The 24,358-nt window shown below is 39.2% G+C and carries 22 protein-coding genes and 1 other RNA gene; 16 read left to right on the top strand and 7 right to left on the bottom strand.

The annotated features are described in order from the left end of the window. Positions 1–45: 45 nt before the first annotated feature. Positions 46–627, bottom strand: a complete 582-nt coding sequence (locus M0M83_RS04180; protein ID WP_125891981.1) for a YajG family lipoprotein — start codon at positions 625–627, stop codon at positions 46–48. Positions 628–866: 239 nt separating this feature from the next. Here M0M83_RS04180 and bolA point away from each other — a divergent pair, with 239 nt between their 5' ends. The 9 genes from bolA (at position 867) to M0M83_RS04225 (ending at position 11,759) form a co-directional block, all read left to right on the top strand. Continuing rightward, entirely contained in the window at positions 867–1,205 is a 339-nt protein-coding gene (gene bolA, locus M0M83_RS04185; protein WP_125891982.1) for a transcriptional regulator BolA, read from the top strand. A gap of 352 nt (positions 1,206–1,557) precedes the next feature. Beyond that, positions 1,558–2,862 carry a trigger factor gene (gene tig / locus M0M83_RS04190; protein WP_213912935.1) on the top strand — a complete coding sequence of 435 codons (1,305 nt, stop codon included), beginning with the start codon at positions 1,558–1,560 and terminating at the stop codon, positions 2,860–2,862. A 540-nt stretch (positions 2,863–3,402) separates the two neighbouring features. Beyond that, positions 3,403–4,023 carry an ATP-dependent Clp endopeptidase proteolytic subunit ClpP gene (gene clpP, locus M0M83_RS04195; RefSeq protein WP_004905443.1) on the top strand — a complete coding sequence of 207 codons (621 nt, stop codon included), beginning with the start codon at positions 3,403–3,405 and terminating at the stop codon, positions 4,021–4,023. A gap of 113 nt (positions 4,024–4,136) precedes the next feature. Beyond that, on the top strand, positions 4,137–5,414 hold the full coding sequence (gene clpX, locus M0M83_RS04200) for an ATP-dependent protease ATP-binding subunit ClpX (protein ID WP_094962144.1): 1,278 nt from the start codon (positions 4,137–4,139) through the stop codon (positions 5,412–5,414). A gap of 206 nt (positions 5,415–5,620) precedes the next feature. Continuing rightward, positions 5,621–8,059: an endopeptidase La gene (gene lon / locus M0M83_RS04205; RefSeq protein WP_125891984.1), complete on the top strand. Its 2,439-nt coding sequence runs from the start codon at positions 5,621–5,623 to the stop codon at positions 8,057–8,059. Between the two features lie 225 nt (positions 8,060–8,284). Further along, complete coding sequence (gene hupB / locus M0M83_RS04210; protein ID WP_004914513.1) at positions 8,285–8,560, top strand: nucleoid-associated protein HU-beta; 276 nt, start codon at positions 8,285–8,287, stop codon at positions 8,558–8,560. A 175-nt stretch (positions 8,561–8,735) separates the two neighbouring features. Then, positions 8,736–10,607, top strand: coding sequence for a peptidylprolyl isomerase (gene ppiD, locus M0M83_RS04215; RefSeq protein ID WP_125891985.1), 1,872 nt, complete (start codon positions 8,736–8,738; stop codon positions 10,605–10,607). A 144-nt stretch (positions 10,608–10,751) separates the two neighbouring features. Beyond that, a complete protein-coding gene (locus M0M83_RS04220) occupies positions 10,752–11,123 on the top strand; it encodes a ComEA family DNA-binding protein (protein WP_125891986.1) in 372 nt (123 codons plus the stop codon). 213 nt (positions 11,124–11,336) lie between these two features. Further along, complete coding sequence (locus M0M83_RS04225) at positions 11,337–11,759, top strand: acyl-CoA thioesterase (RefSeq protein ID WP_125891987.1); 423 nt, start codon at positions 11,337–11,339, stop codon at positions 11,757–11,759. A 66-nt stretch (positions 11,760–11,825) separates the two neighbouring features. Here the strand turns inward: M0M83_RS04225 and queC are convergent, their stop codons facing one another. After that, on the bottom strand, positions 11,826–12,515 hold the full coding sequence (queC, locus tag M0M83_RS04230; RefSeq protein ID WP_125891988.1) for a 7-cyano-7-deazaguanine synthase QueC: 690 nt from the start codon (positions 12,513–12,515) through the stop codon (positions 11,826–11,828). A gap of 276 nt (positions 12,516–12,791) precedes the next feature. Between queC and M0M83_RS04235 the strand changes: the two genes are divergently transcribed. The 5 genes from M0M83_RS04235 (at position 12,792) to amtB (ending at position 18,663) form a co-directional block, all read left to right on the top strand. Beyond that, on the top strand, positions 12,792–13,253 hold the full coding sequence (locus tag M0M83_RS04235) for an Lrp/AsnC family transcriptional regulator (RefSeq protein WP_004905429.1): 462 nt from the start codon (positions 12,792–12,794) through the stop codon (positions 13,251–13,253). Between the two features lie 75 nt (positions 13,254–13,328). Then, positions 13,329–15,074, top strand: a complete 1,746-nt coding sequence (locus tag M0M83_RS04240) for a SmdA family multidrug ABC transporter permease/ATP-binding protein (protein ID WP_213912934.1) — start codon at positions 13,329–13,331, stop codon at positions 15,072–15,074. Continuing rightward, positions 15,071–16,855, top strand: coding sequence for a SmdB family multidrug efflux ABC transporter permease/ATP-binding protein (locus M0M83_RS04245; protein WP_125891990.1), 1,785 nt, complete (start codon positions 15,071–15,073; stop codon positions 16,853–16,855). The genes M0M83_RS04240 and M0M83_RS04245 overlap by 4 nt, the downstream gene beginning before the upstream one ends. Positions 16,856–17,027: 172 nt before the next feature. Next, positions 17,028–17,366 carry a P-II family nitrogen regulator gene (glnK, locus tag M0M83_RS04250; protein WP_125891991.1) on the top strand — a complete coding sequence of 113 codons (339 nt, stop codon included), beginning with the start codon at positions 17,028–17,030 and terminating at the stop codon, positions 17,364–17,366. Between the two features lie 49 nt (positions 17,367–17,415). After that, complete coding sequence (gene amtB, locus M0M83_RS04255; protein WP_213913015.1) at positions 17,416–18,663, top strand: ammonium transporter AmtB; 1,248 nt, start codon at positions 17,416–17,418, stop codon at positions 18,661–18,663. A 140-nt stretch (positions 18,664–18,803) separates the two neighbouring features. Here amtB and tesB read toward each other — a convergent pair whose 3' ends face one another. Continuing rightward, positions 18,804–19,673 carry an acyl-CoA thioesterase II gene (gene tesB / locus M0M83_RS04260; RefSeq protein ID WP_248467684.1) on the bottom strand — a complete coding sequence of 290 codons (870 nt, stop codon included), beginning with the start codon at positions 19,671–19,673 and terminating at the stop codon, positions 18,804–18,806. A gap of 239 nt (positions 19,674–19,912) precedes the next feature. On the opposite strand from tesB, the gene M0M83_RS04265 reads away from it, so the two are divergent. Beyond that, complete coding sequence (locus M0M83_RS04265) at positions 19,913–20,371, top strand: YbaY family lipoprotein (RefSeq protein ID WP_125891993.1); 459 nt, start codon at positions 19,913–19,915, stop codon at positions 20,369–20,371. 134 nt (positions 20,372–20,505) lie between these two features. Next, positions 20,506–20,602, top strand: an RNA gene (gene ffs, locus M0M83_RS04270) — signal recognition particle sRNA small type. A gap of 347 nt (positions 20,603–20,949) precedes the next feature. On the opposite strand, the gene M0M83_RS04275 is transcribed toward ffs, so the two are convergent. From M0M83_RS04275 to gloB, 4 genes are all read right to left on the bottom strand, one after another. Then, positions 20,950–21,153 (bottom strand): HHA domain-containing protein, encoded by a 204-nt coding sequence (locus tag M0M83_RS04275; protein ID WP_102139052.1) that lies wholly within the window; start codon positions 21,151–21,153, stop codon positions 20,950–20,952. Positions 21,154–21,227: 74 nt separating this feature from the next. Then, positions 21,228–21,596 (bottom strand): Hha toxicity modulator TomB, encoded by a 369-nt coding sequence (gene tomB / locus M0M83_RS04280; RefSeq protein ID WP_125891994.1) that lies wholly within the window; start codon positions 21,594–21,596, stop codon positions 21,228–21,230. A gap of 525 nt (positions 21,597–22,121) precedes the next feature. Next, positions 22,122–23,492: a murein transglycosylase D gene (mltD, locus tag M0M83_RS04285; protein ID WP_125891995.1), complete on the bottom strand. Its 1,371-nt coding sequence runs from the start codon at positions 23,490–23,492 to the stop codon at positions 22,122–22,124. Between the two features lie 81 nt (positions 23,493–23,573). Continuing rightward, positions 23,574–24,329 carry a hydroxyacylglutathione hydrolase gene (gloB, locus tag M0M83_RS04290; protein WP_248467686.1) on the bottom strand — a complete coding sequence of 252 codons (756 nt, stop codon included), beginning with the start codon at positions 24,327–24,329 and terminating at the stop codon, positions 23,574–23,576. Positions 24,330–24,358 lie beyond the last annotated feature (29 nt).

The raw sequence follows: 24,358 nt of genomic DNA on the forward strand, positions 1-24,358 counted from the left end.
ATGAGAGCTTAAGTAGCTTAATACTTAATGATAATGATTGCTCAGTTAATAGCGTGAATTTTGTCTGATAAAATCGGTGATTTCTTGGTCTGCTGCCATATCTGCAATTAAATCAGTTAATGCGCTGTTGATCGCTGTTTCTATCTTGGCATTATTAGCAGCCAATAATTCTTGTGTATTGAAATTACGGGTAAATGAACGTGTTTTTGTCGAACCATTTGGCGCCGTTGCAATAATACTCACACTGGAGTTTACAGTGATATTATGGCGTAGGCTGCCTTCATTTACTTTGGTATCGAGTTTATTCAATTGAACGACGAGATTTACATTTGCCGGTGATGTCACCATAAACCCACGAGCCGCCATTTGTTTTTCGACAGCTTCTTGCATGAGATAGCGAGGATCACGAGAAGGATTTAGTACCACTAAACTACCATTACGATTGACCTCTGCTAAGGATTTATTTGTACGATTATCTACACTGCTCACACTAATTGACGTCGCATTCAACGTCGGGTTTTTTGCCGGTAAAGTTATCTTAGGCTCTAGTGATAATGTATTGCTGCTGGTTGCACAACCAGCAAGAAGAAATAACCCTAAAAGTGGAAAACACAGTTTTCTTAACATAATTTTTTCCAGTTCATCTTTCCTAATTGAAAATGTTTCGTTATGGTGCGGGTAGCCGTCGTTCAATATAAAGCTTAGCGGCTTATTTATCCTAAACTGTTAGACAACAATTTTTGAAAAAATTCGCATCAACGTGCCGCTATCATAACATTGGCAAGTTATTATCGGATATAGAAGATAGCAATAATCAATGCGTACAATATTGCCTCTGAGCATAATTTTTAATTAAGGAGCATTTTATGGGCGCTAATGCAGCTCAAAGTATGCAATCTCTTGTGATTCAAAAATTACAAGCTGCTTTTGAACCGACACATTTGGAGGTGATTAATGAAAGTCATCAACACAATGTGTTACCCGGGTCTGAAAGCCATTTCAAAGTTATTTTAGTGAGCGATAAATTTGAAAATAAACGAATGCTTGCCCGTCATCGTGAAATTTATGCTATTTTAGCGGACGAATTATCAGGGGGGATCCATGCCCTTGCTTTGCATACATATACACAACAAGAATGGAATGAGCTTGCTGATACAGCATTAAAATCGCCGGCTTGTCGTGGTGTAGGTGGTATTAATCGATAATTCGTTGTTTCAGGTAATGCACTGAGACGATTCTTTACATAATCAGCCATGCTTAATAATGGGTTTGGTGAATGTTTTTTCTTCAATTTAGGCGAAAAAACAAAAAATTTAGTCAGAAAAGTCACAAATAAAGAGGAAAAAACGCTTCTTTTCTCAGCTTTTCTCGACTCAGGGCGCATGCATCGGTATAATGCTGCGTCTAATTTTCAGTAAGGTTTCGGGACGCTTCTGATATCAGGGATTGACCGTTACGAAAGTAACGCCCCCGGTTCTGGAAGGGAGACAGCCGTTATGATTTAATGGCATAACTCTGGAGTAGACCGATCACTAAGATTTATTTTGAGGTAAGAAGATGCAAGTTTCTGTTGAAACGACTCAAGGCCTTGGGCGTCGTGTAACAATCACCGTTCCTGCCACTGATATTGAAAAAGCAGTTAATAGCGAATTAGTTAGTGTTGCTAAAAAAGTACGTGTTGATGGTTTCCGTAAAGGAAAAGTACCAATGAACATCGTTAAACAGCGTTACGGTGCGTCTGTTATGCAAGACGTTCTGGGCGATGTAATGCAACGTAACTTCATCAACGCAATTATTGAGCAAAAAATCAATCCAGCGGGTGCACCTAGCTACAAGCCAGAGCAACTCGAAGATGGTAAAGATTTTGTGTATTCAGTTGAATTCGAAGTTTACCCAGAAATCGAATTAGCAGGTTTAGAAACTATCGAAGTTGAAAAACCAGCCGTTTCTGTAAAAGACGAAGATCTGGAAAACATGTTAGAAACTCTGCGTAAGCAACAAGCGCAGTGGAAAGAAGTTGAAGCGCCAGCAGAGTCTGACTCTCGCATCACTATCAACTTTACCGGTTCTATCGATGGTGAAGAATTCGAAGGCGGCAAAGCAGAAGATTTCGCACTCGTTATGGGCGAAGGTCGTATGATCCCAGGTTTCGAAGAAGGTGTTGTGGGTCATAAAGCGGGTGAAGAATTCGATATCGAAGTTAACTTCCCAGAAGACTACCATGCTGAAAACCTGAAAGGTAAAGCGGCGAAATTTGCTATCGTTCTGAAGAAAGTAGAACAGCGTGAACTGCCTGAGTTCACTGAAGAATTCATCAAGCGTTTTGGTATCGCTGATGGTTCTTTAGATGGCCTGCGTGCTGAAGTACGTAAAAACATGGAGCGTGAGCTGAAAAATGCAGTGCGTAACCGTGTTAAAGCCCAAGTTCTGGATGGCTTAATCAAAGCTAACGACATCGAAGTACCAGCAGCAGTTGTTGATGGCGAAATTGATGTTCTGCGTCGTCAAGCGGCACAACGCTTTGGCGGTGACGAAAAACAAGCGATGGAATTACCTCGTGAACTGTTTGAAGAACAAGCAAAACGTCGCGTAGTGATCGGTCTACTGTTAGGTGAAGTGATCAACAAAAACGAACTGAAAGCTGACGAAGATCGTGTTAAAGCGCTGATCGAAGAAATGGCTTCTGCGTATGAAGATCCATCTGAAGTTATCGAATACTACAGCAAAAACGAAGAGCTGATGAACAGTGTTCGTAACTTAGCTTTAGAAGAACAAGCGGTTGAAACAGTATTAGCTGTTGCTAAAGTGACAGAAAAAGAAACTAACTTCACTGAACTGATGAACCAAGTTCAAGCAGGTTAATTTTTTCTTGCTGTGCAAAATAATAAAACCCGTGGTGTGCTACTACGGGTTTTTTGTCAATTAAAGCCTTTAAATTATCATTTTAGCGAATTTAATTCGGGTACCCTTGAAAAGCACATTTAAACCCTAATTATATTATCTATACTTCGAGTAGTCTAAGTGGGGCTTTAATAGCGATTTAAACTATTTTGCATAGCTTAATATTGTCGAAAACGATGATATTGAGCAATTGAGTTATTTCATCATCTTTGAAAATCAAGTATGGTTTTCTAATGGTATAATTCCGTGTAACCCAATAGACTTGTGTTAAACTCTTTTAAAGAGCGTCTTGTTTACTGCAGCATACATAGCTGCATTTTCTTCTTATTTCGTCAGTAATTTGGTTAAATATTAGCTAAACTAGAAGAGTAAGAGGGTTGAAAGAGCCTGCAGACATAGGAATTTTTTAAAACCGTTGTTTGTGGCATGATCTCTGCTGAAAATAGCAGGTAGACAGCAAATTAGGCGCAAGCACCAGAACGTTTTTAATAGGAGATTTCGATGTCACATTTTGGCAGTCAGGAACAATTAGCATCTCAAATGGCCCTTGTGCCTATGGTCATAGAGCAGACTTCTCGTGGTGAGCGCTCGTATGATATTTACTCACGTCTATTAAAAGAACGTATTATCTTCCTGACAGGTCAAGTGGAAGACCATATGGCGAATTTAATCGTCGCTCAGATGCTATTTCTTGAAGCAGAAAACCCTGAAAAAGATATTCATTTGTATATTAATTCACCGGGTGGTGTAATTACCGCAGGTATGTCAATTTACGATACGATGCAGTTTATCAAGCCTGATGTAAGTACTATTTGTATGGGGCAAGCTTGTTCCATGGGGGCTTTTTTATTGACGGCGGGTACCAAAGGTAAACGTTTCTGCTTACCAAATTCACGCGTGATGATCCACCAACCGTTAGGGGGTTATCAAGGCCAAGCGTCAGATATCGAAATCCACGCCCAAGAAATTCTTAAAGTGAAATCTCGAATGAACGAGTTAATGGCTCTGCATACAGGTAAATCCATTGAAGAAATTACTCGAGACACAGAGCGTGACCGTTTCTTATCTGCAAATGAAGCAAAAGAATATGGTTTAGTCGACCAAATTTATAGTAGCCGTTAATGGGTTAACTTTTGGTATAATTAGTTCATACCATAAACTATTTTAAAGAAAATCGTTGTTTTGTTTTTAAATTAACGAAAACAAAACAATATGGATAAAAGTGAGGTCAACTGATGACAGATAAACGCAAAGAGGGGACAGGAAAACTGCTTTACTGCTCTTTCTGCGGAAAAAGTCAGCATGAAGTGCGCAAGCTGATTGCCGGTCCGTCAGTCTATATTTGTGATGAATGTGTAGATTTATGTCTCGATATCATCCGTGAAGAAATAAAAGAACTTACGCCGCATCGTGAGCGTAGTGAACTGCCGACACCACATGAAATTCGACAGCATCTTGACGACTATGTTATCGGTCAGGAAAAAGCGAAGAAAGTTTTAGCTGTTGCGGTATATAACCACTATAAACGCTTACGTAATGGTGATAAAACCAGTGATGGCGTTGAATTAGGTAAAAGTAATATTTTGCTAATTGGCCCAACAGGTAGTGGTAAAACGCTTTTAGCTGAAACGTTAGCGCGTTATTTGGATGTGCCATTTACAATGGCTGATGCAACGACATTAACTGAAGCAGGTTATGTCGGTGAAGACGTTGAAAATATCATTCAAAAATTACTACAAAAATGCGATTACGATGTTGAAAAAGCTCAACGTGGTATCGTGTACATCGATGAAATTGATAAAATTTCACGTAAATCAGATAACCCATCAATTACCCGTGACGTTTCTGGGGAAGGTGTGCAACAAGCACTTCTGAAACTAATCGAGGGAACGGTTGCAGCAGTGCCGCCACAAGGGGGACGTAAACACCCTCAGCAAGAGTTCTTGCAGGTTGATACCTCAAAGATCCTCTTTATCTGTGGTGGGGCATTTGCAGGGCTCGACAAAGTGATCGGCCAGCGTTTAAATACTCGCTCGGGTATTGGTTTTGCTGCAGAAGTGAAAGGTGAGTCAGATAAAGCAACAGAAGGCGAATTGTTAACTCAGGCCGAGCCAGAAGATTTAATTAAGTTCGGTTTGATTCCTGAATTTATTGGTCGTTTACCTGTTGTAGCTACATTAACTGAATTAAGTGAAGAAGCTCTGATTCAGATTCTGCAAGAACCTAAAAATGCATTAACGAAACAATATCAAGCCTTATTTAGTCTTGAAAACACTGAGCTTGAATTCCGTGAGGAAGCGTTAAAAGCCATCGCGAAGAAAGCAATGGCACGTAAAACTGGAGCTCGTGGTTTACGTTCTATCGTTGAAGCTGCATTGTTGAATACGATGTATGATCTTCCTTCAATGAGTGATGTTGAAAAAGTCGTCGTTGATGAAAACGTCATTAATGAACAATCAGAGCCGCTTTTGATCTATAGCAAACCTGATGCTCAAGCTTCTGGCGATAACTAATCCCATATAAAACGTTCAATAGTTAATCAAACGAAATGAGGGGTTTCCCTCATTTTGTTTTTTATGTTCAACTAACCATTGAATGCTAAAATCTTGTCCCCATATAGTTTATATTCTGAGGTGTGGTTTCCTTGTTTTAGACAGCAATTTTAGAACAAGAGAGAGAAACCCTTAAACTAGCGTGAGCTAAACGAAGAGAGAGCTTTATGAATCCTGAGCGTTCCGAACGCATTGAAATACCAGTATTGCCTCTGCGTGATGTAGTGGTATACCCACATATGGTGATCCCACTGTTTGTTGGACGTGAAAAATCCATTCACAGTCTGGAAGCAGCGATGGATCATGACAAGCAGGTAATGCTGGTTGCGCAAAAAGAAGCCTCGACTGATGAGCCGGGGGTGAATGATTTATTTGCTGTCGGTACAGTCGCATCTGTTATTCAGATGTTAAAACTGCCTGATGGCACCGTTAAAGTCCTTGTTGAAGGTCTACGACGCGCACGTATTACAAGTTTGACTGATAATGGCGAATATTTTTTAGCGCAAGCGGAATATTTGGCAACAGAACAAAATAATGAGTCTGAACACGCTGCGTATGATGAAACGACAGCGGGTTCTCAATCATCAGACGCACTTGATGAAAAAGAAAACGAAGTATTGTATCGCACTATTGTTAGCCAGTTTGAAAGCTATATAAAACTGAATAAAAAGATCCCACCTGAAGTATTAACCGCATTACATGCAATAGAGCAAGATCAGCTAGATAAACTGGCGGATACCATTGCTTCTCATATGCCACTAAAATTAGCGGATAAACAACGCGTTTTAGAAATGGCGAATATCGCTGAGCGTGTTGAGTTTTTGATGGCCATGATGGAGTCAGAAACTGAGTTGCTGCAAGTCGAAAAACGCATCCGTAATCGTGTCAAAAAACAGATGGAAAAAAGCCAGCGCGAGTATTATCTGAATGAGCAAATGAAAGCCATTCAGAAAGAGCTAGGCGAAATGGATGATGCACCAGATGAATATGAATCGCTAAAACGTAAAATCGAAGAAGCGAAAATGCCAAAAGAGGCACAAGAAAAAGCAGAAGCAGAATTGCAGAAGCTGAAAATGATGTCTCCAATGTCAGCGGAAGCTACCGTAGTCCGTAGCTATATCGATTGGATGGTGCAGGTACCATGGCATAAGCGTAGCAAAGTCAAAAAAGACTTAGTGAAAGCCCAAGAAGTGTTAGATACCGATCACTACGGTTTAGAGCGTGTGAAAGACCGTATTTTAGAGTATCTGGCAGTGCAAAGCCGTGTCAGTAAAATTAAAGGGCCAATTCTTTGTTTAGTTGGGCCTCCAGGTGTGGGAAAAACCTCTTTAGGGCAATCTATTGCTAAGGCTACGGGTCGACAATATACCCGTATGGCATTAGGTGGGGTGCGTGATGAAGCTGAAATTCGCGGTCACCGTCGTACCTATATCGGTTCAATGCCAGGTAAGCTGATTCAAAAGATGGCAAAAGTCGGGGTTAAAAACCCACTATTTTTATTGGATGAAATTGACAAAATGTCATCTGATATGCGTGGTGATCCTGCCTCTGCGCTGTTGGAAGTACTTGATCCAGAACAAAATATTGCATTTAACGATCACTACTTGGAAGTGGATTACGATTTGTCTGATGTGATGTTTGTTGCAACATCCAACTCGATGAATATTCCTGCGCCATTGTTAGATCGTATGGAAGTGATCCGTCTTTCTGGTTATACAGAAGATGAAAAACTGAATATTGCGAAAAAACATTTACTGTCTAAGCAAATTGAACGCAATGCCTTGAAAAAGAATGAGTTAACTATCGATGATAGTGCTCTGATGAGCATCATTCGTTATTACACTCGCGAGGCTGGCGTCCGTGGTTTAGAGCGTGAAATCTCTAAATTGTGCCGTAAAGCAGTTAAAGCGCTATTGATGGACAAAAAGCTTAAGCACATTGAAATCAACGCAGATAACCTGAAAGATTATCTGGGTGTTCGCCGTTTTGATTATGGTCAAGCAGACACAGAAAGCCGTGTTGGACAAGTTACAGGCCTTGCTTGGACTGAAGTTGGTGGTGACTTACTTACTATCGAAACTGCATGTGTGCCTGGTAAAGGTAAGCTGACTTACACCGGTTCTTTAGGTGAAGTCATGCAGGAGTCTATCCAAACGGCATTAACGGTTGTTAGAGCTCGAGCGGAAAAACTGGGTATCAATAGCGATTTCTATGAAAAGCGTGATATTCACGTTCACGTACCGGAAGGGGCGACGCCAAAAGATGGCCCAAGTGCGGGTATTGCGATGTCAACGGCTTTAGTTTCTTGCTTAACAGGTAACCCAGTTAGAGCTGACGTAGCAATGACAGGTGAAATTACGTTAAGAGGATTAGTTTTCCCGATAGGCGGTCTGAAAGAGAAATTATTAGCTGCACATCGTGGTGGGATTAAAACAGTATTAATTCCTAAAGAAAACGAACGTGATTTAGAAGAAATTCCTCAAAATGTGATCGCGGATCTTGAAATTCACCCTGTGAAAACGATTGAAGAAGTTCTTTCGTTGGCTTTAGTTAACCCGCCTTTTGGCGCTGAAGTAGTTAAAAAGAAAGCTAAAAGAGTGAGCTGAATCAAGAAGTTTGTATAAAATTAAGGCTGACAGCTAATTTAGAGCTTGTCAGTCTTTTTTTTCATCGCTAATTTAACGATGATTCTGATAATTGTTTGTATGCAATCTGTTCTCTTGCCATTGGTAATCAGGATTGATATAACGGCTGCATATTAATTAACTATACTAATTACTGCTATAGTTAATTAAGAGATTTATAGTCCAACTAATATGGGGATGATAAGAGTGAATAAAGCTCAACTGATTGATCAAATCGCTTCTGATGCGAATATTTCTAAAGCTGCAGCAGGTCGTGTTGTTGACGCGTTCGTTGCTACTGTAACGGGTTCTTTGAGTAAAGGGGACGATGTTGCTCTAGTTGGCTTTGGGACTTTCTCTGTTCGTGAGCGTGCAGCACGTACAGGCCGTAACCCTCAAACGGGTAAAGAAATTAAAATCGCTGCGGCGAAAGTTCCTGCTTTCCGTCCAGGCAAGGGTCTTAAAGACGCTGTAAATAGCTAATTAGGTATTTAAGTTTGTCTTTCTCGTATTTTTGCGAAAACTCAAACTGACGGAATGTCTTTAATCAGCTAATATATAAGCGCACCATTGAAATGGTGCGCTTTTTTTTCTTTCTGAGTTAAGATTAGCGTATTATCAGGAAATTGAATTCAACAAAGCGGAGTTAAGCCTTTTTATGATGGAAAATTTACGCACAAAGGCGAATAGTCCTTTGCTCAAAATAATACTGGCGCTGATTATCCTTTCATTCGTGTTGGGTGGCGTTATGATGGGTGGTCTCGGTGGTAATAGTGCAAATAATGCCGCTGAAGTTAACGGGCAATCAATAAGCCGAGAGCAGCTACAGCAGGCTTTTCAACAAGAGCGCCAATCATTACAAGAGTATCTGGGAGATAAATTTTCAGAAGTCGCTAGTAATGAAGAAAGTATGAATTTGCTGCGCCGCCAAGCTCTCGATAACTTGATTAACAATGAACTGATTAATCAGTATGCTAATGAACTACAACTTTCAGCAAGCGATCAGCAAATTGAGCAATATATTTTCTCAATGCCTGTTTTCCAAACAGATGGTCGGTTTGATAGCGAAAAATATCGAGAGATCTTAAGCCGCAACAACATTAACGCGGATAGCCTCGCAGCTCAAATTCGCCAAGACCTTACACGAGCTCAGCTAGGAAAAACCTTTACTGGAACGGATTTCGCTTTACCATCAGAAGTTAAAGCATATGCTGAGTTATTTATGCAAGAACGTGAAATTCGTACTGCAATTTTAGATTTAGCAGAGGTTCAAGCAAAACAAACAGCCTCTGAAGAAGAGTTAAAGGCGTATTATGATGCTAATCAAAATAGCTTTATCTCACCTGAGAAAGTACGAGTAAGCTATGTTGAGATGGATGCCGCATCGATGCCTCCAGCCACAGTGTCTGATGAAGAAGTCAAAGCGTATTATGAGCAAAACCTGAAAAATTATACTCAGGCAGAGCAAAAACAGTACAGTATGATTCAGGCGGATTCTGAAAAAGAAGCGAATGATATCCTGAATGAATTAAAACAAGGCGCGGACTTTGCAACATTAGCAACTGAAAAATCAACGGATAAATTCAGTGCAGCGCAAAAGGGCCTGATTGGTTGGATGGAAGCCGCATCAACGCCAATCGAAATTGTAGATGCAAAATTAACAGAGAAAGGGCAACTTTCTGCGCCTGTTAAATCACAAAATAGCTATGTTATCTTTCGTTTAGATGATATTAAACCGGAATCGATTAAACCGTTTGAGCAAGTTGAAGAAAGTATTAAAACTAGCTTACTTCAAGATAAGAATATTAAACAATTCTATGACTTACAGCAAAAAGTCAGTGAAGCTGCTACGAGTGATATGGAATCATTAGTTTCAGTTGAATCTGTATCTGGTTTGAAAGCGGTGACGACGGATTGGTTTGATAGAACAAATCCACCTGCTGCGCTTAATTTCCCTAAAGTGGTGAGTGAAGTATTTAGCGACCGTTTAGTGGATAAAAATGGCTCTAAAGGGATCAACTCTGACGTGATTAATGTGGAAGGTGACCGTGCATTTATTGTGCGCGTAACAGAGTACAAACCAGAAAACGTTGAACCTTTTGAACAGGTTAAGTCAGAAATTGAAACACTGGTTAAACGTCAAAAAGCCGATGCAGAACTGAAAGCGACGGGCGATAAGCTACTCGCAGAGTTAAAAGCAGGTAAAGGCACTGAAGCGCTAAATGCTGCTGGTGTTAAATTTTCTGATGTTCAGACCGTTTCTCGTTTAATGCCACAAACAGCGGTCATCAATGCGACGATGGAGATGCCACAACCTGTAGATGGTAAACCAAGTTATGCACTTGCGCGTGATGAGTCCGATAACTATGTGCTTATTCAACTAGATAAAGTTACGCTAGGCCAACCGACGGATGATGAGTTAAAGCAATTAACGCGTGAATACCAAGGTGCTATGAGCTCTGCGGTTAACGAAGCTCTGATGCTTAACTTGCGTGAAAATGCAAAAATTGAAGTGCTGAATATTGAATAATTGCGAGCAGCTTCGCAAGTAAAATTGCAACTTCATAAACAGGAGGCTACCTTTGGGTGGCCTTTTGTATTTTTAATATTATTGAAAAGTGTTCCGTATTTTTCTATGGCATCGTTGCATCTCAATACACACAGGAGAACAAATATGTTATGGAATTCAGTTAATCAATGCAGATTAGGTACTGTTCTGCTACTTTCTTTATTATGCTCATTCTCTTTTTTTTCTTTGGCTAAGAAAATTGAGCCAGAAAAAGCCACTGCGGCTGTTATTCAAGAAAAACAAGTAAGTAATAACTCACCATCGACGAGCCATGGCCAGTCTGACAAAGTCAATATCAACTTAGCGGGTGAAGACGAACTTGCAGAAAAACTGACTGGTATCGGTAGGCAAAAAGCGAAAGCAATTGTGGAATATAGGCAAAAATATGGTGCTTTTAATTCCATTGAAAACATTTTAGAGGTTCAGGGGATAGGTCCCGCATTTTTAGAAAAGAATAAAGACAAGCTAACTCTATAGCTAAAATCCCCCATACAAAGTATGGGGGAAATATATAGTGTAGAGGAGATATGCAGTATGAGACTAATATATTAACAGGTTAATAATTAAGCATAAAACTAAGCTTTGTGTAAATAATTTGCGAGCTAAGTCTGATTATTGATATTCATTCAGCACATTTTCCGTACATTTGTTATTTTTATGTTATTAAAAAATAAACTGGTCGGAGTAGTTATGACAACACATATTAAAGTTCATGGTTATCATATAGATGTTTTTCAGCATGTTAATAATGCGCGCTATTTAGAATTCTACGAAGCAGATCGCTGGGAATGGATGAATAAACGTAATTTCATTAGCTGGGCTATAAAGAATAATTTAACAATGGCTGCAGTGAACATTAATGTAAATTACATCCAAGGCGTATTACTTGGTGATGAACTGACGGTTGTGACTCGGATGGATAAAATAGGAAGTAAAAGTGCCGTGTGTTATCAACAAATTATTCGTAATAAAGCAGGTGTTCAAGAGGTTGTTTCAGATGCCTATGTGACATTTGTTTTCATCGATAATATAGAGAATAAAGCGATTGTGATTGATGAACAATTACGTGAGAAACTAGAGTCATTCAAGGTGGGTTCTGAAGATTTCATCTAAAATTAGCCTACCTAGCTTGAATAGTTGTGAATGAGCGAATGGTAGGCTGTGTATTTGATTAACTTATTAGTGCTTTTGTTTTAATGATTGCATAATGGTTTCTTTATCATTTAGATATTCAGCTAAGCCTCTGCTTCTTAAATGGCAGGCTGCGCACTCGCCGCAACCGTCCCCCTGAATACCATTATAACAAGTCAGTGTTTGTTGCCTGATAGTTTCGAGGTGACCATAACTGTCAGCAAGAGCCCATGTTTGGGCTTTATTTAGCCACATTAACGGTGTTTCAAAGCGAATATTTTTGGCAAGGCCGAGGTCTACAGCATGGTTAAGTGCTTTAACAAACTCATCACGGCAATCTGGATAACCTGAAAAATCGGTTTCACATACACCAGTTATTACCGCTTCTGCTTGGACTTGATAGGCGTATATTGCTGCGAGAGTGAGAAATAAAATATTACGCCCAGGTACGAAAGTGCTAGGCAGGCCGCTCGACTCGCTTTCTGTGAAACCAGGAACTGGGATGTTATCTCGAGTTAAGCTGCTAATTGCTAATTCATTGAGTAATGTAACATCTAAGACTTTATGCGCTGTAGCACCTAGAGATACGCTTAACTTTTGTGCAACTTCGATTTCAAAACGGTGGCGCTGGCCATAATCGAAAGTCACACAATGAACTTCATCATAGTTTTGCAAAGCTTGAATAAGACAGGTTGTTGAGTCTTGGCCTCCGCTGAAAACCACAACTGCGCGTTTCATAGGTACTCCTTGGTGATATATCATTTTCAATATGTAATAAGAAGAAAGTGAAACATGTTATCGATACTAAGATGCAATTAATAGTTCTATTTTATCAAGTTAGTTTGATTGAGGTACTATTTATGTGTCAATTTGGTTATTTGTATAAAAATATTCTATAATCTTGGCATTTGGTAACATTTTTATTGTTTTTAAATTATTCGATTTTGCATAATATGCTTATGCGGCTAATAAAATAACGGCAAAAGTATTTGCACCCAAGTCAAGAGAGCAATCATGCTAGATAAAATAGACAAAAAGCTGCTTTGTTTATTGCAAAATGACAGTAGCCTATCCCTAAACACCCTTGCTGAAGCGGTTAATTTAACATCTACGCCGTGCTGGAAAAGATTAAAAAGGCTTGAAGATGAGGGCTATATTCGAGGGCGAGTGACTTTACTCGACGGTGAGAAGCTAGGTTTAGGTTTAACGGTAATTGTGACAATTAAAACACAGCACCATAATAGTGAGTGGTATGAGCAATTTGTTTCTTTTGTCAGTCAACTCCCTGAAGTTCTGATGTTTTATCGTATGGCTGGGGAGTATGATTACCTTATGCAAGTAGAAGTGCATGACATGAAATCATATGACTTATTCTATAAAAAACTCGTCAATGGTGTTCATGGTTTAATTGATGTGACTTCAAGTTTTGCAATGGAAAAAATCAAGTATACGACAGTCTTGCCTATTCCTGATTAACTCCGTAATAACGTAGATGATTACGGCTTCTCATCCTTAGGCATCATTAAATCAATATATTCAAGGCAGTATTACGTGCGATTATTTTCACAACTAGGTTGGTATTTTTTGAGTGAATGGCGGCGCTATCTCGGTGCTGTTTGCTTTCTCATTATCATTGCTATCTTACAATTAGTCCCTCCACGTATCGTTGGTGTGGTTGTTGATGGAATAAGTAAAGGGGCAATGCCAACAACGCAGTTGATTACTTATGTTTCAGTCATGCTGTTGATTGCGCTGGTTGTGTATGGTTTGCGGTATGTTTGGCGTTTATGGTTATTTGGTGCGTCTTATAAGTTAGCCGTGCAGCTACGACAAAAATTTTATCGGCAATTAAGTCTACAAAACCAAGAGTTTTACCTTAAGTACCGAACAGGGGATTTAATTGCACGCACGACGAATGATGTTGACCGAGTTGTATTTGCAGCAGGCGAAGGCGTTTTAACATTGGTTGACTCATTGGTGATGGGGTGTGCGGTACTCATCATGATGAGTGTTGAAATTAGTTGGCAGCTGACTTTACTTGCTCTTATACCAATGCCAATTATGGCACTCGTTATTAAGCGTTATGGGGACCAGCTTCATCAGCGTTTTAAGCACGCTCAAGGAGCATTTTCGTCTTTAAATAATCATGCGCAAGAAAGTTTAACAAGTATCCGTATGATTAAAGCTTTTGGTCTTGAAGACCATCAATCAAATCAATTTGAACAGGTAGCCACTGAGGCTGGGCGTCGCAATATGCATGTTGCTAGAGTTGATGCGCGTTTTGACCCCACCATTTTTATGGCAATTGGTATGGCCAATTTACTCGCTATTGCAGGTGGCAGCTGGATGGTATTAAACGACACATTGACGTTAGGTGAATTAACGAGCTTTGTGATGTATTTAGGGTTAATGATTTGGCCGATGTTAGCGCTAGCATGGATGTTTAATATCGTTGAACGAGGTAGTGCAGCTTATAGTCGTATTTTAAGTTTACTTAATGAGCCATTAGTTATTCAGGATGGTTCGCATTCATTACAGCCTGAAAAGGGAAACTTGAATGTGAATATCATCAGTTTTAGTTATCCAGAAACGACACGAACAGCATTGCATGATATTCGGTTTGACCTAAAACCTGGGCAGTTTTTGGGAATATGTGGGCCAACAGGGGCTGGGAAATCAACATTGTTGACGTTATTGCAACGCCAATTTGATGTTACTGAAGGGGAGATCCTCTATCAAGGCTTACCGCTACCTGAGATTCGTTTAGATGAATGGCGTGGTCGTTTATCTATTGTGAATCAGTCTCCATTTTTATTTTCAGATACAGTTGCAGGCAATATCGCACTTGGGCGACCTAATGCAACTCAGGAGGAAATTGAACAGGCTGCGCACATTGCTTGTGTACATGATGATATCTTACGTTTACCGGAGGGCTATTCTACTCAGGTTGGTGAGCGTGGTGTTATGTTGTCAGGTGGGCAGAAACAACGAATTTCTATTGCAAGGGCTATCTTGCAAAATGCAGAAATTTTGGTGTTAGATGATGCACTTTCTGCCGTTGATGGGCAGACCGAGTTTACAATTTTACAAAATTTAAGTCATTGGCGACAAGGTAGGACTATGATAATTAGCGCTCATCGTCTATCTGCATTGGTTGAAGCAGATAATATTATTGTGCTATCTCAAGGGGCGGTTATTAGCCGAGGTAGACATGAAGCGCTTATTGGACAGTCGGGCTGGTATAAAGATATGTATCAGTACCAACAGATTGAAGCGGCTTTGGATGGTGAGCTATGAGCCAAAAAAAACCGTTATGGCCAGCACTTAAGCGTTTACTTGCTTACGGAAAAGCGTACCGAGGTACTATGGGTATTGCTATTGCAATGCTATGGTTGGCCGCTATTGCAGAGGTCAGTGGGCCTCTGCTAATCAGTTATTTTATTGATAACATGATTGCGAAAAAACAAATCATCATGCCACTGGCTTTATATATGGCCGTTGGTTTTATATTGCTTCAAGTTATTGCTGCATTATTACATTACTATCAAATTATTTTATTTAATAAAGCTTCTGTGGGCGTCGTGCAAACATTACGAACAGATGTGATGAATGCCGCCCTTAGGCAGCCTCTGAGTGCCTTTGATAAACAACCTGTTGGCCAATTGATTTCACGAGTGACAAATGATACTGAAGTGATTAAAGACCTCTTTGTGATGGTTGTGCCGACGGTGTTTCGCAGTTTAGCCCTAATTTGTGCCATGTTAGTTGCTATGTTTTCATTGGAATGGCGTATGGCATCAATTGCAGTGATGATTTTTCCTGCTGTATTTGTTGTGATGCTTATTTATCAGCGCTTAAGCACACCGATTGTACGTCGTGTGAGATCCTATCTTGCGGATATTAACAACGGTTTTAACGAAGTCATTAGTGGAATGACGGTTATTCAGCAATTTGTCCAACAGGCTAGGTTTGGCGAAAAAATGCAAAGTATTAGCCAAGACCATTATTTTGCAAGAATGAAAGCATTAAAACTTGATGGCTTACTATTAAGGCCATTACTAAGTTTACTTTCAGCTTCAGTATTGTGTGGCTTGCTATTGCTATTTGGATTCGAAGGAACGACTACCATTGGTGTTGGTGTCTTATATGCATTTATTAACTATTTAGGTCGCTTGAATGAACCGCTTATCGAATTAACTTCTCAGCAATCGATGCTTCAGCAAGCGGTTGTTTCAGGTGAGCGTGTTTTTGAACTCATGGATAGCCCGCAACAAGGATATGGAGAAAGCAATGAGCCATTACAAGGTGGCTCAATCTCAATTAACCATTTATCTTTCGCTTACCGTGATAACAAAATGGTACTTAAAGATATTAATTTACACGTACCCGATAATAATTTCGTTGCATTGGTTGGCCATACCGGGAGCGGTAAAAGTACCATCGCAAATTTAATCATGGGGTATTACCCGTGGCGGGAAGGGGATATTTTATTAGATGGTCGTAATTTGAGTTCACTATCTCATCAAGTTTTACGTCAGGGTATTGCAATGGTGCAACAAGACCCTGTTGTTCTTGCGGCTTCTTTTTTTGATAACGTCGCACTAGGACGAGAGGTTAGCCAAGATAAAGTTTGGGAAGTTCTTGAAACTGTTCAGCTTGCTGAGTTGGTTCGTGAGTTACCTGATGGGCTCGATACTGTACTAGGTGAACAAGGAAACACTTTGTCTGTTGGACAAAGGCAATTATTAGCGATGGCTCGAGTGCTTGTGGTCACACCGAAAATTTTAATTTTGGATGAAGCGACAGCAAATATTGACTCAGGGACAGAGCAAGCGATACAAAAAGCATTACGAATGATCCGTCAACATACTACGCTAGTCGTGATAGCTCATCGTTTATCAACAATCGTTGATGCTGACCAAGTTGTTGTGTTACATCGTGGTGCAATTGTTGAGCAAGGTAAGCATTTGCAGCTTTTACAGCAAAAAGGACGTTATTATCAAATGTACCAGTTGCAACAAGTTGGGGAATCATTGAATGCCCGTTGTGATGCTGAAATTGAGAGTATAACTAGTTAATTATTCTGCACTCTTATAATGCAAGACCTAAAGCCACTCATTCGAGTGGTTTTTTATTTTGTTATTTCCTATTGAATTATATGGATAAATATATTTTGGCACACGATTTGCTATAACGTCAGTGCTGTTCAAGATATTGAGCGGCTTATTCACCTGACTTATAGGAGTGAGCATGAAATATATCATTGCAATCATTAAGCCATTTAAATTAGATGAAGTCCGAGAAGCACTATCAGATATTGGTGTTCAAGGGCTTACTATTACTGAAGTTCGAGGGTTTGGACGACAGAAAGGACATGCCGAATTATATAGGGGAGCTGAATATACTGTCGATTTTTTACCTAAAGTACGTATGGAAATAGCAGTTTCTGATGAGTTAGTAGACCAGGTAATTGAAACAATCGAAAAAAAAGCTTATACGGGCCAAGTTGGGGATGGAAAAATATTTATTTTGTCATTAGAGCAAGCTGTACGTATTCGTACAGGTGAAAAACAAGACGAAGCACTGTAGGAGAGCAATTATGCGCAAAGGGTTCCAATACTTATGTCTATTGATATCAATGGGGAGTTTTCCAATAACGGTGCTTGCAGCAGAGGAAACCCTAGATAAAGCGGATAACGCATTTATGATGATAGCGACTGCTTTAGTTATTTTCATGATACTTCCAGGTATCGCATTATTCTATGGTGGGCTACTAAGAAGTAAAAATGTTCTTTCTTTAATGGCTCAAACCGCGGTTATTTTTGCTTTAGTGTCTGTTATTTGGATTGTTTATGGGTACAGCTTAGCTTTTAGTGAGGGAAATGATTTTATCGGTGGTTTTAGTCAGATTATGTTAAAAAATATCACTGTTGAAAGCTTATCTGGACCGATCCCCCAATTTATTCACGTTGTTTTTCAGGGGGCATTTGCATGCTTAACGGTTGCATTGGTGGTTGGTGCATTAGGGGAGCGGATTAAATTTTCTGCAATCTTAATTTTTACGGTTATTTGGACGACATTTGCTTATTTACCAATGGCACACATGATATGGGGCGGCGGTATTTTGTCGCAAGATGGCGCACTAGATTTCGCAGGGGGGACGGTTGTTCATATTAATGCGGCTGTTGCTGGTTTAGTTGGTGCTTACTTACTTGGACATCGTACTGGATTAGGAAAAGAGGCTATTAAACCACATAACTTACCTATGGTGTTTATGGGAACCTCCATACTATTCATTGGTTGGTTTGGTTTCAATGCAGGTTCTGCCGGAAGTGCTAATAGTATCGCTGCATTAGCGTTTGTGAACACTATCGCAGCTGCAGCTGGAGCTATTTTATCATGGACTTTAGCTGAGTGGCTTTTCAGGGAAAAACCTTCATTATTAGGCGCTTGCTCTGGTTGTTTAGCTGGGTTAGTTGGGGTTACACCAGCGGCAGGAACGGTTGGGGTCGGTGGGGCATTAATTATAGGGGTATTGTCTGGGGTGGCAGGTTTATGGGGTGTTGTGATTTTAAAGCGTCGATTAAAAGTTGATGATGTTTGCGATGTTTTTGGCGTTCACGGTGTCTGCGGGATTTTAGGTTGTTTACTTACGGGGGTATTTACTTCAACGACATTAGGTGGAAGTGGCTTTGCAGAAGGTATTACGATGATGAAACAAGTCGGAATTCAAGCCGTTAGCATATTAGTTTGTGTTGTTTGGACTGCAATCGTTGCTTATATCGCATTTAAAGTAGCAGCGAAAACGTCAGGTTTACGCATTAATGTCGAAAAAGAAAGGGAAGGTTTAGATATTACTTCTCATGGTGAAAGTGCTTATAATTAATCATTAGCGTAATGATAATGACAGGATAATACTGTGCTTTGTGTAAATTGATAATGGCAGCTTATTGCTGGCTGCCATTACCTTTTAAAACAGATTAATCTACCTTCCTAAGTAAGTAATCACTTACTCTAAACTCTGCTTTATTTATGGGGTTGCCTATGACGAATTACACCTTCTTGGACTGCGGTTGCAACAAGCTCACCTTGTAAATTATAGATTTGTCCTTTAACAAAACCTCTTCCACCAGATGCTGAAGGGCTTTCTACGGCATACAGTAACCAATCATCAATTTTGAATGGGCGATGGAACCACATGGAATGATCAATCGTTGCGACTTGTAGATCTCGTTCCATAAAGCCTCTACCATGCGGTTGCAATGCAGCGGGAAGGAAGTTGTAGTCAGATGCATAACCTAACAAATAGTGATGTAGCGAAGGGAGATCAGGTAGCTGCCCTTTCGCTTTGAACCAAATATAGCGAAACGGTTCTTGAGGTACGGAATCGAATGGACTGTAAAACTCAACAGGACGAAATTCAAAGGGAGTTGGCCTAAGAGCATATTTTTTAACTGATTCAGGTAATTTATCAGCTAAACTTTGCACAATATCATCTTGAGAAATTAATGTTGTAGGAGGTGGTACATCTGGCATCAAGTTTTGATGATTATAACCTTCTTCTTGGGATTGAAATGATGCGGTCATAAAGAAGATAGGCTTGCCATTTTGAATGGCGCTCACTCGACGTGCGCTAAAACTTCCGCCATCGCGTAAAATCTCAACGTCATAAACAATAGGGCGAGAGCTATCACCTGGACGTAAAAAATAACTATGAAAAGAATTAATCGCTCGCTCTTCAGGTATGGTTTGTTTCGCTGCATACATGGCTTGCCCAACAACTTGTCCGCCAAAAACTTGAGGCAAACCAAGGTCTTCACTTTGTCCTCGAAAAATACCTTCTTCAATTTTTTCGAGTTTGATTAGGCTAATTAGATTCTGTAATTCTGGGCTCATAGTCATCTTAGTTCTGTTATATGTGAATGAGATACTCGCATTTTCCCATTATTTATCCTGAATAGGTAGGTTAATTGTTATCGAATAAATTCAGGTTACGCATTGTTACATTTGGAAATATAAATGTATTATTCTACCAATATTAGTTATACTTTTTGTTACTTAACAATCAGAAAATGATTTGTCTATTCCGATTATTTAAAAATGTTTTAGTAAACATTGTATTATAGGTAATAACTATGAAGTTTTTTCGCTACATTGTTAGCTTATTAGTACTTTTAATGTTGGTTGGCTGTGAAGGGAATAGCACAAAGCCCAACGAGAAAGCACTTAATGCTAAAAATAGTAATAATAACCAGACGGTAGATTCAGGGAAAATCGAGGGCCGTGTGGTAATTTTACAGAATACGGCTTTACCCGAAGGTGCGGTGGTTACAATCACTCTGGCAGATACAACGGTAGCGGACTTACCAGCGCTAATATTATCTCAAAAATATTATAATTCAGTGAATAATCGCCCAACAATTCCTTTTGAGCTTACTTACCAAAAAAATGAAGTTCGGCAGGAAGGTAGACTCGTTGTTAATGCAACCGTGAATGCAAATGGAAAACTATTATACATCAGTGATGGTGTTGCTGAGGTTATCAATAACGGCATCACAACAAATGTTGAATTATTGATGGTGTCTGCAAATTAGCGATTTTTTCGTTGAGTTGCTATTTCTATTGGTTCTTTGTGTAATAAATCGTCACTTAATCATGGGTTTCTTGCTATTTAAACGACTATCAAGCATAATGCCCCTGCTTTGAAAGAAGCAATCAATGGGGGCTCTGTTGGTTCTCCCGCAACGCTAACTTGTTAACTTGGTCAGGTCCGGAAGGAAGCAGCCATAGCAGGGGTCGTGTGTGCCGGGATGTCGCTGGCAGGGCTCCCACCCAATTCTAGGCGCTCTTTTCTGTATATCAATTCATATATTCTAATCTGTTATAAATATAATCTTTAATTGTTTTTCTTTTTTTTCTTTTTCTTTATTTTTATAAATGTAAATTAATTTCATTAACTTAAATAATTTCAAAAGTTAAAAAGGAAAGTTTAAGAATACAACATTAGTTGTTGATTATTGTCATAAGAAAAAAGGTGGTTAAAATGAAAAGCAATAAAAGTTCTATTAGCATAATTATAATGCTAAGAATAAAGTAACAATTACACCACATCCAGCCGATAAGTGTATTTACCGGCTATAACCATTCACTATCTGTGCGTATTAATGAGGTATTATCTAACAAACTTCCAAACAGAAGCAGGGATTTTATCATAAAGCTTATTCATTGTGAGTTCAGCTAAGCGGTGATCCGCAGCCGAATAGAATAGCTCTAGCTCATCATCAGATAATTCATACTTATTTTTCTCAATGACACGCTCAAGAGTTTCAATTGTGGTGCATTTTCTTAAACGCATCAGATAATCAAATTTGGTCATAATAGCCTTTCTTTTGTGCAAAATTACTTATTAACATATGGTTTTAGAGTTTGAACTAAAGATAAATAATATCTTTAGGTTTTGCTGGCTAGACACTTTAGGTCATCATCCAGCACAGTAACAAGGCTCTGATTCATTGCTTCCCAGTCTATAATTTCACTGAGGGTGATGACCGGGCTGCCGAATAAATCATAGGTCTCATCGAGGTACTCTTCGATAAGAGATATAACAAGGTTTTCTTTTGGATATTTGATTTTAAACCGCCATACAAATGCAGCGATATGTTCAATAAGTTCATTCAAGGCCGCGCTTTGAGGGGAGCTTAAATCATTAACCCAGTGTGTATTTGTTTTTTGTAAGCTTAAAATAGCTTCTCTATTGAGACTATTACATAAATATTTTAGTTCTGCGATATCGTGTTTTTTGGGTGAGTATTCATCCATAATCACCTCCGTAGGCGAATCTGACTTTTGCTGTGTGTATTTTTTATCAATAATAATATCATGTTAACTAATTAAAGCACCTATGTTCAATATAAAAGTTCATGTTAATATATTGAAAAATATAAGATTATTGCTAGTTCGTTAAACTTTTCGAAGATTATTAATATAATACATAAGCGATATTCGAATACGGACTGGCAGCTCGGACTAAACTAGCCGCGATATAATAATAGCATTATTATCACACATGTCACCACCAATAAACTACTTTTTTCTAATTTATTAGCGAGCGGTTGAAACTGCAGTTGTGTACGTTCTACTTGAATCAATTTTATGAAGTATTTAAATTATAGTTTAACCATCGGTTATTTTAGTACAGAGAATATGAAGTGTTTACACAAAAGATGTTATAAAAATTATTATCCCATTTAATTCATTCAAATAATTTATTTTTACTAATAACATAATTAAAAATAAAAAAGCTTCTGTCTAAAATAGACAAAAGCTTTTTTTGTTGAAAATAACTTAAAGGTAGAGGTTTAAGGTTACCCCTGGTTTTAGGTCGGCCATTTTAACACCTGAATTCCACGTCATGAGGTCATTGAGCTTTATGCCATGACGTTTTGCAATGCTATAGTAGGAATCGCCTTTTCTTACCTTATAAGTTTTTGTTTTACGATTGCCCACCGTAGACGCTGTATTGGCAACTTTTAATATTTGCCCTGGTTTGATGACACTCGCAGTTTTTAACCCATTCAACTTTTGAATATTTTTCGCGGTAGTGTTGAATTTTTTGGCGATACTTGCAACGGACTCACCTTTGCGCACTTTATATGTGGCTATTTTAGCCCTATTTTGGCGCGCACTAGAAATTGCGGTGGATTGCCCTGTTTTTATTTGCTGGTTTTGTTGCGCGGCTAAACGGATCGTGTTTAAAACATCTTGGTCTGACAGTGATACTTTGAATTGTTCAGCCTTTGCAGTAGGTAACATAATATAATGGGGGCCATTTGGCGATGTTATACCTCGAGTATAACCAGAATTATACGTTTTTACCGATTCAACAGTTAGCCCAGCCAACTCTGCAGCTTGAGATAAGGTGATTTGCTGGCCGACATCAATTTGAGTGAGTGCTCTATTTTTATTACTGGTTGGTAAATTAACTTGGTACTTTTCAGGATTTTTTAATACTTGGCTAAGAGCTAAGATTTTAGGCACATATTGTTTGGTTTCTTTTGGTAAAGAGAGTGACCAAAAATCAGTCGGTAACCCGGCTGCTTCATTTTTCTTAATGGCGTTTTGTACACAACCTTCCCCACAATTATAGGCAGCAAGCGTGAGTTCCCAGTCATGGCCGAACATGACATTTAAGTTTTCGAGAAGATCAAAGGCTGCTTTAGTTGAAGAAACTACATCTCTGCGTTCATCAACCCATTGAGTTTGCTTTAGGCCATAAGAACGCGCAGTAATGGGGACGATTTGCCATAGGCCAGCAGCTTGTGCTGGAGAGGTCGCTTTAGGATTAAATGAACTTTCAACAATAGGAATTAATGCTAATTCCATCGGTAAATTTCGCTCATTGATTTCGTCTACGATGAGGTACATGTATGGCTCAGCTCTTAATGCCACATCGTAGACAAAACGTTGTTTATTTAAATAACTGTTTGCGAGCTCCCTAATTTGAGGTTTATCAGGGATATCCATTTTTAGCTCATCGCTAACATAACCCCATAAGTCATAATCGACCTTAGGTAATTGCCGACTGGCAGCTTGGTTATGTGGTGCAACAGTTTCAATTGTATGGTTAGTTGGAGTTTTGTTCTGCTTAATTTTTTTTGGGGCAGTTTGGCATCCGGCCAACAGAACAATGGCGATAAGCGTCGCGATTATCTTCATTCTTTTCTATTGTTCTTCATTCTGATGTTTAAAAGTCGAACAATAATACTTATCCCGCTCCGATATGACAATCATTAAACTTTAATATTGGTCTTTTAATTGACGCAATAGGGTGAAAACAGCCCTTAAAGGTGGATTTTGCACATTAATATTGAGTTTTTTCTGTAATTGAATATTATCGCATTGCAGAAAGATATTGATTTTTCTCTCTGTTTTCAATGAAGTAGGTACTGTTGGTTGATGTTTGTCACGTATTTGCGTTATTTTTTGTAAATATTGAGTGATGGCTTCATTTTCAGGCCATACATGGTGTGCAAATTTGAGATTAGATAAAGTATATTCATGAGCACAGCAAATTAAGGTTTCATCAGGAAGCCCGGCAATTTTTTGGATTGATTCGAACATTTGCTCAGGGGGTCCTTCAAATATTCGTCCGCAACCTGCAGAGAATAGGGTGTCACCACAGAATAGATAAGGTGCTTGGTAAAAGCCGATATGCTCAGCGGTATGGCCCGATAATGAAATAACCTGTAGATTGAACTCGTTAATGATAACCTTATCACCGTTTTCGACTATTTCTGTTGCCCCTTTAGGTTGGGTTTCTTTTGGGCCAAAAACAGGAAGTGTTGTAAATTTGCTTAAAATCCCTTTTACACCGCCAGTATGGTCATTATGGTGGTGAGTTAACAAGATAGCGACAGGCGTTAGTTGCTTGGCTGTCATTATTTCAAGCACGGGTTCTGCCTCTGCAGGGTCAACGATGATACACTGTTGGTGGCTATCGACTAAAACCCAAATGTAGTTATCGTTTAAAGCGGGTACTCGAATTAACTCCATAATGACCTCGATACTTGCTAATAGTTAAT

This window comes from Providencia rettgeri (genome assembly GCF_023205015.1).
Lineage (GTDB): Bacteria > Pseudomonadota > Gammaproteobacteria > Enterobacterales > Enterobacteriaceae > Providencia > Providencia rettgeri_E.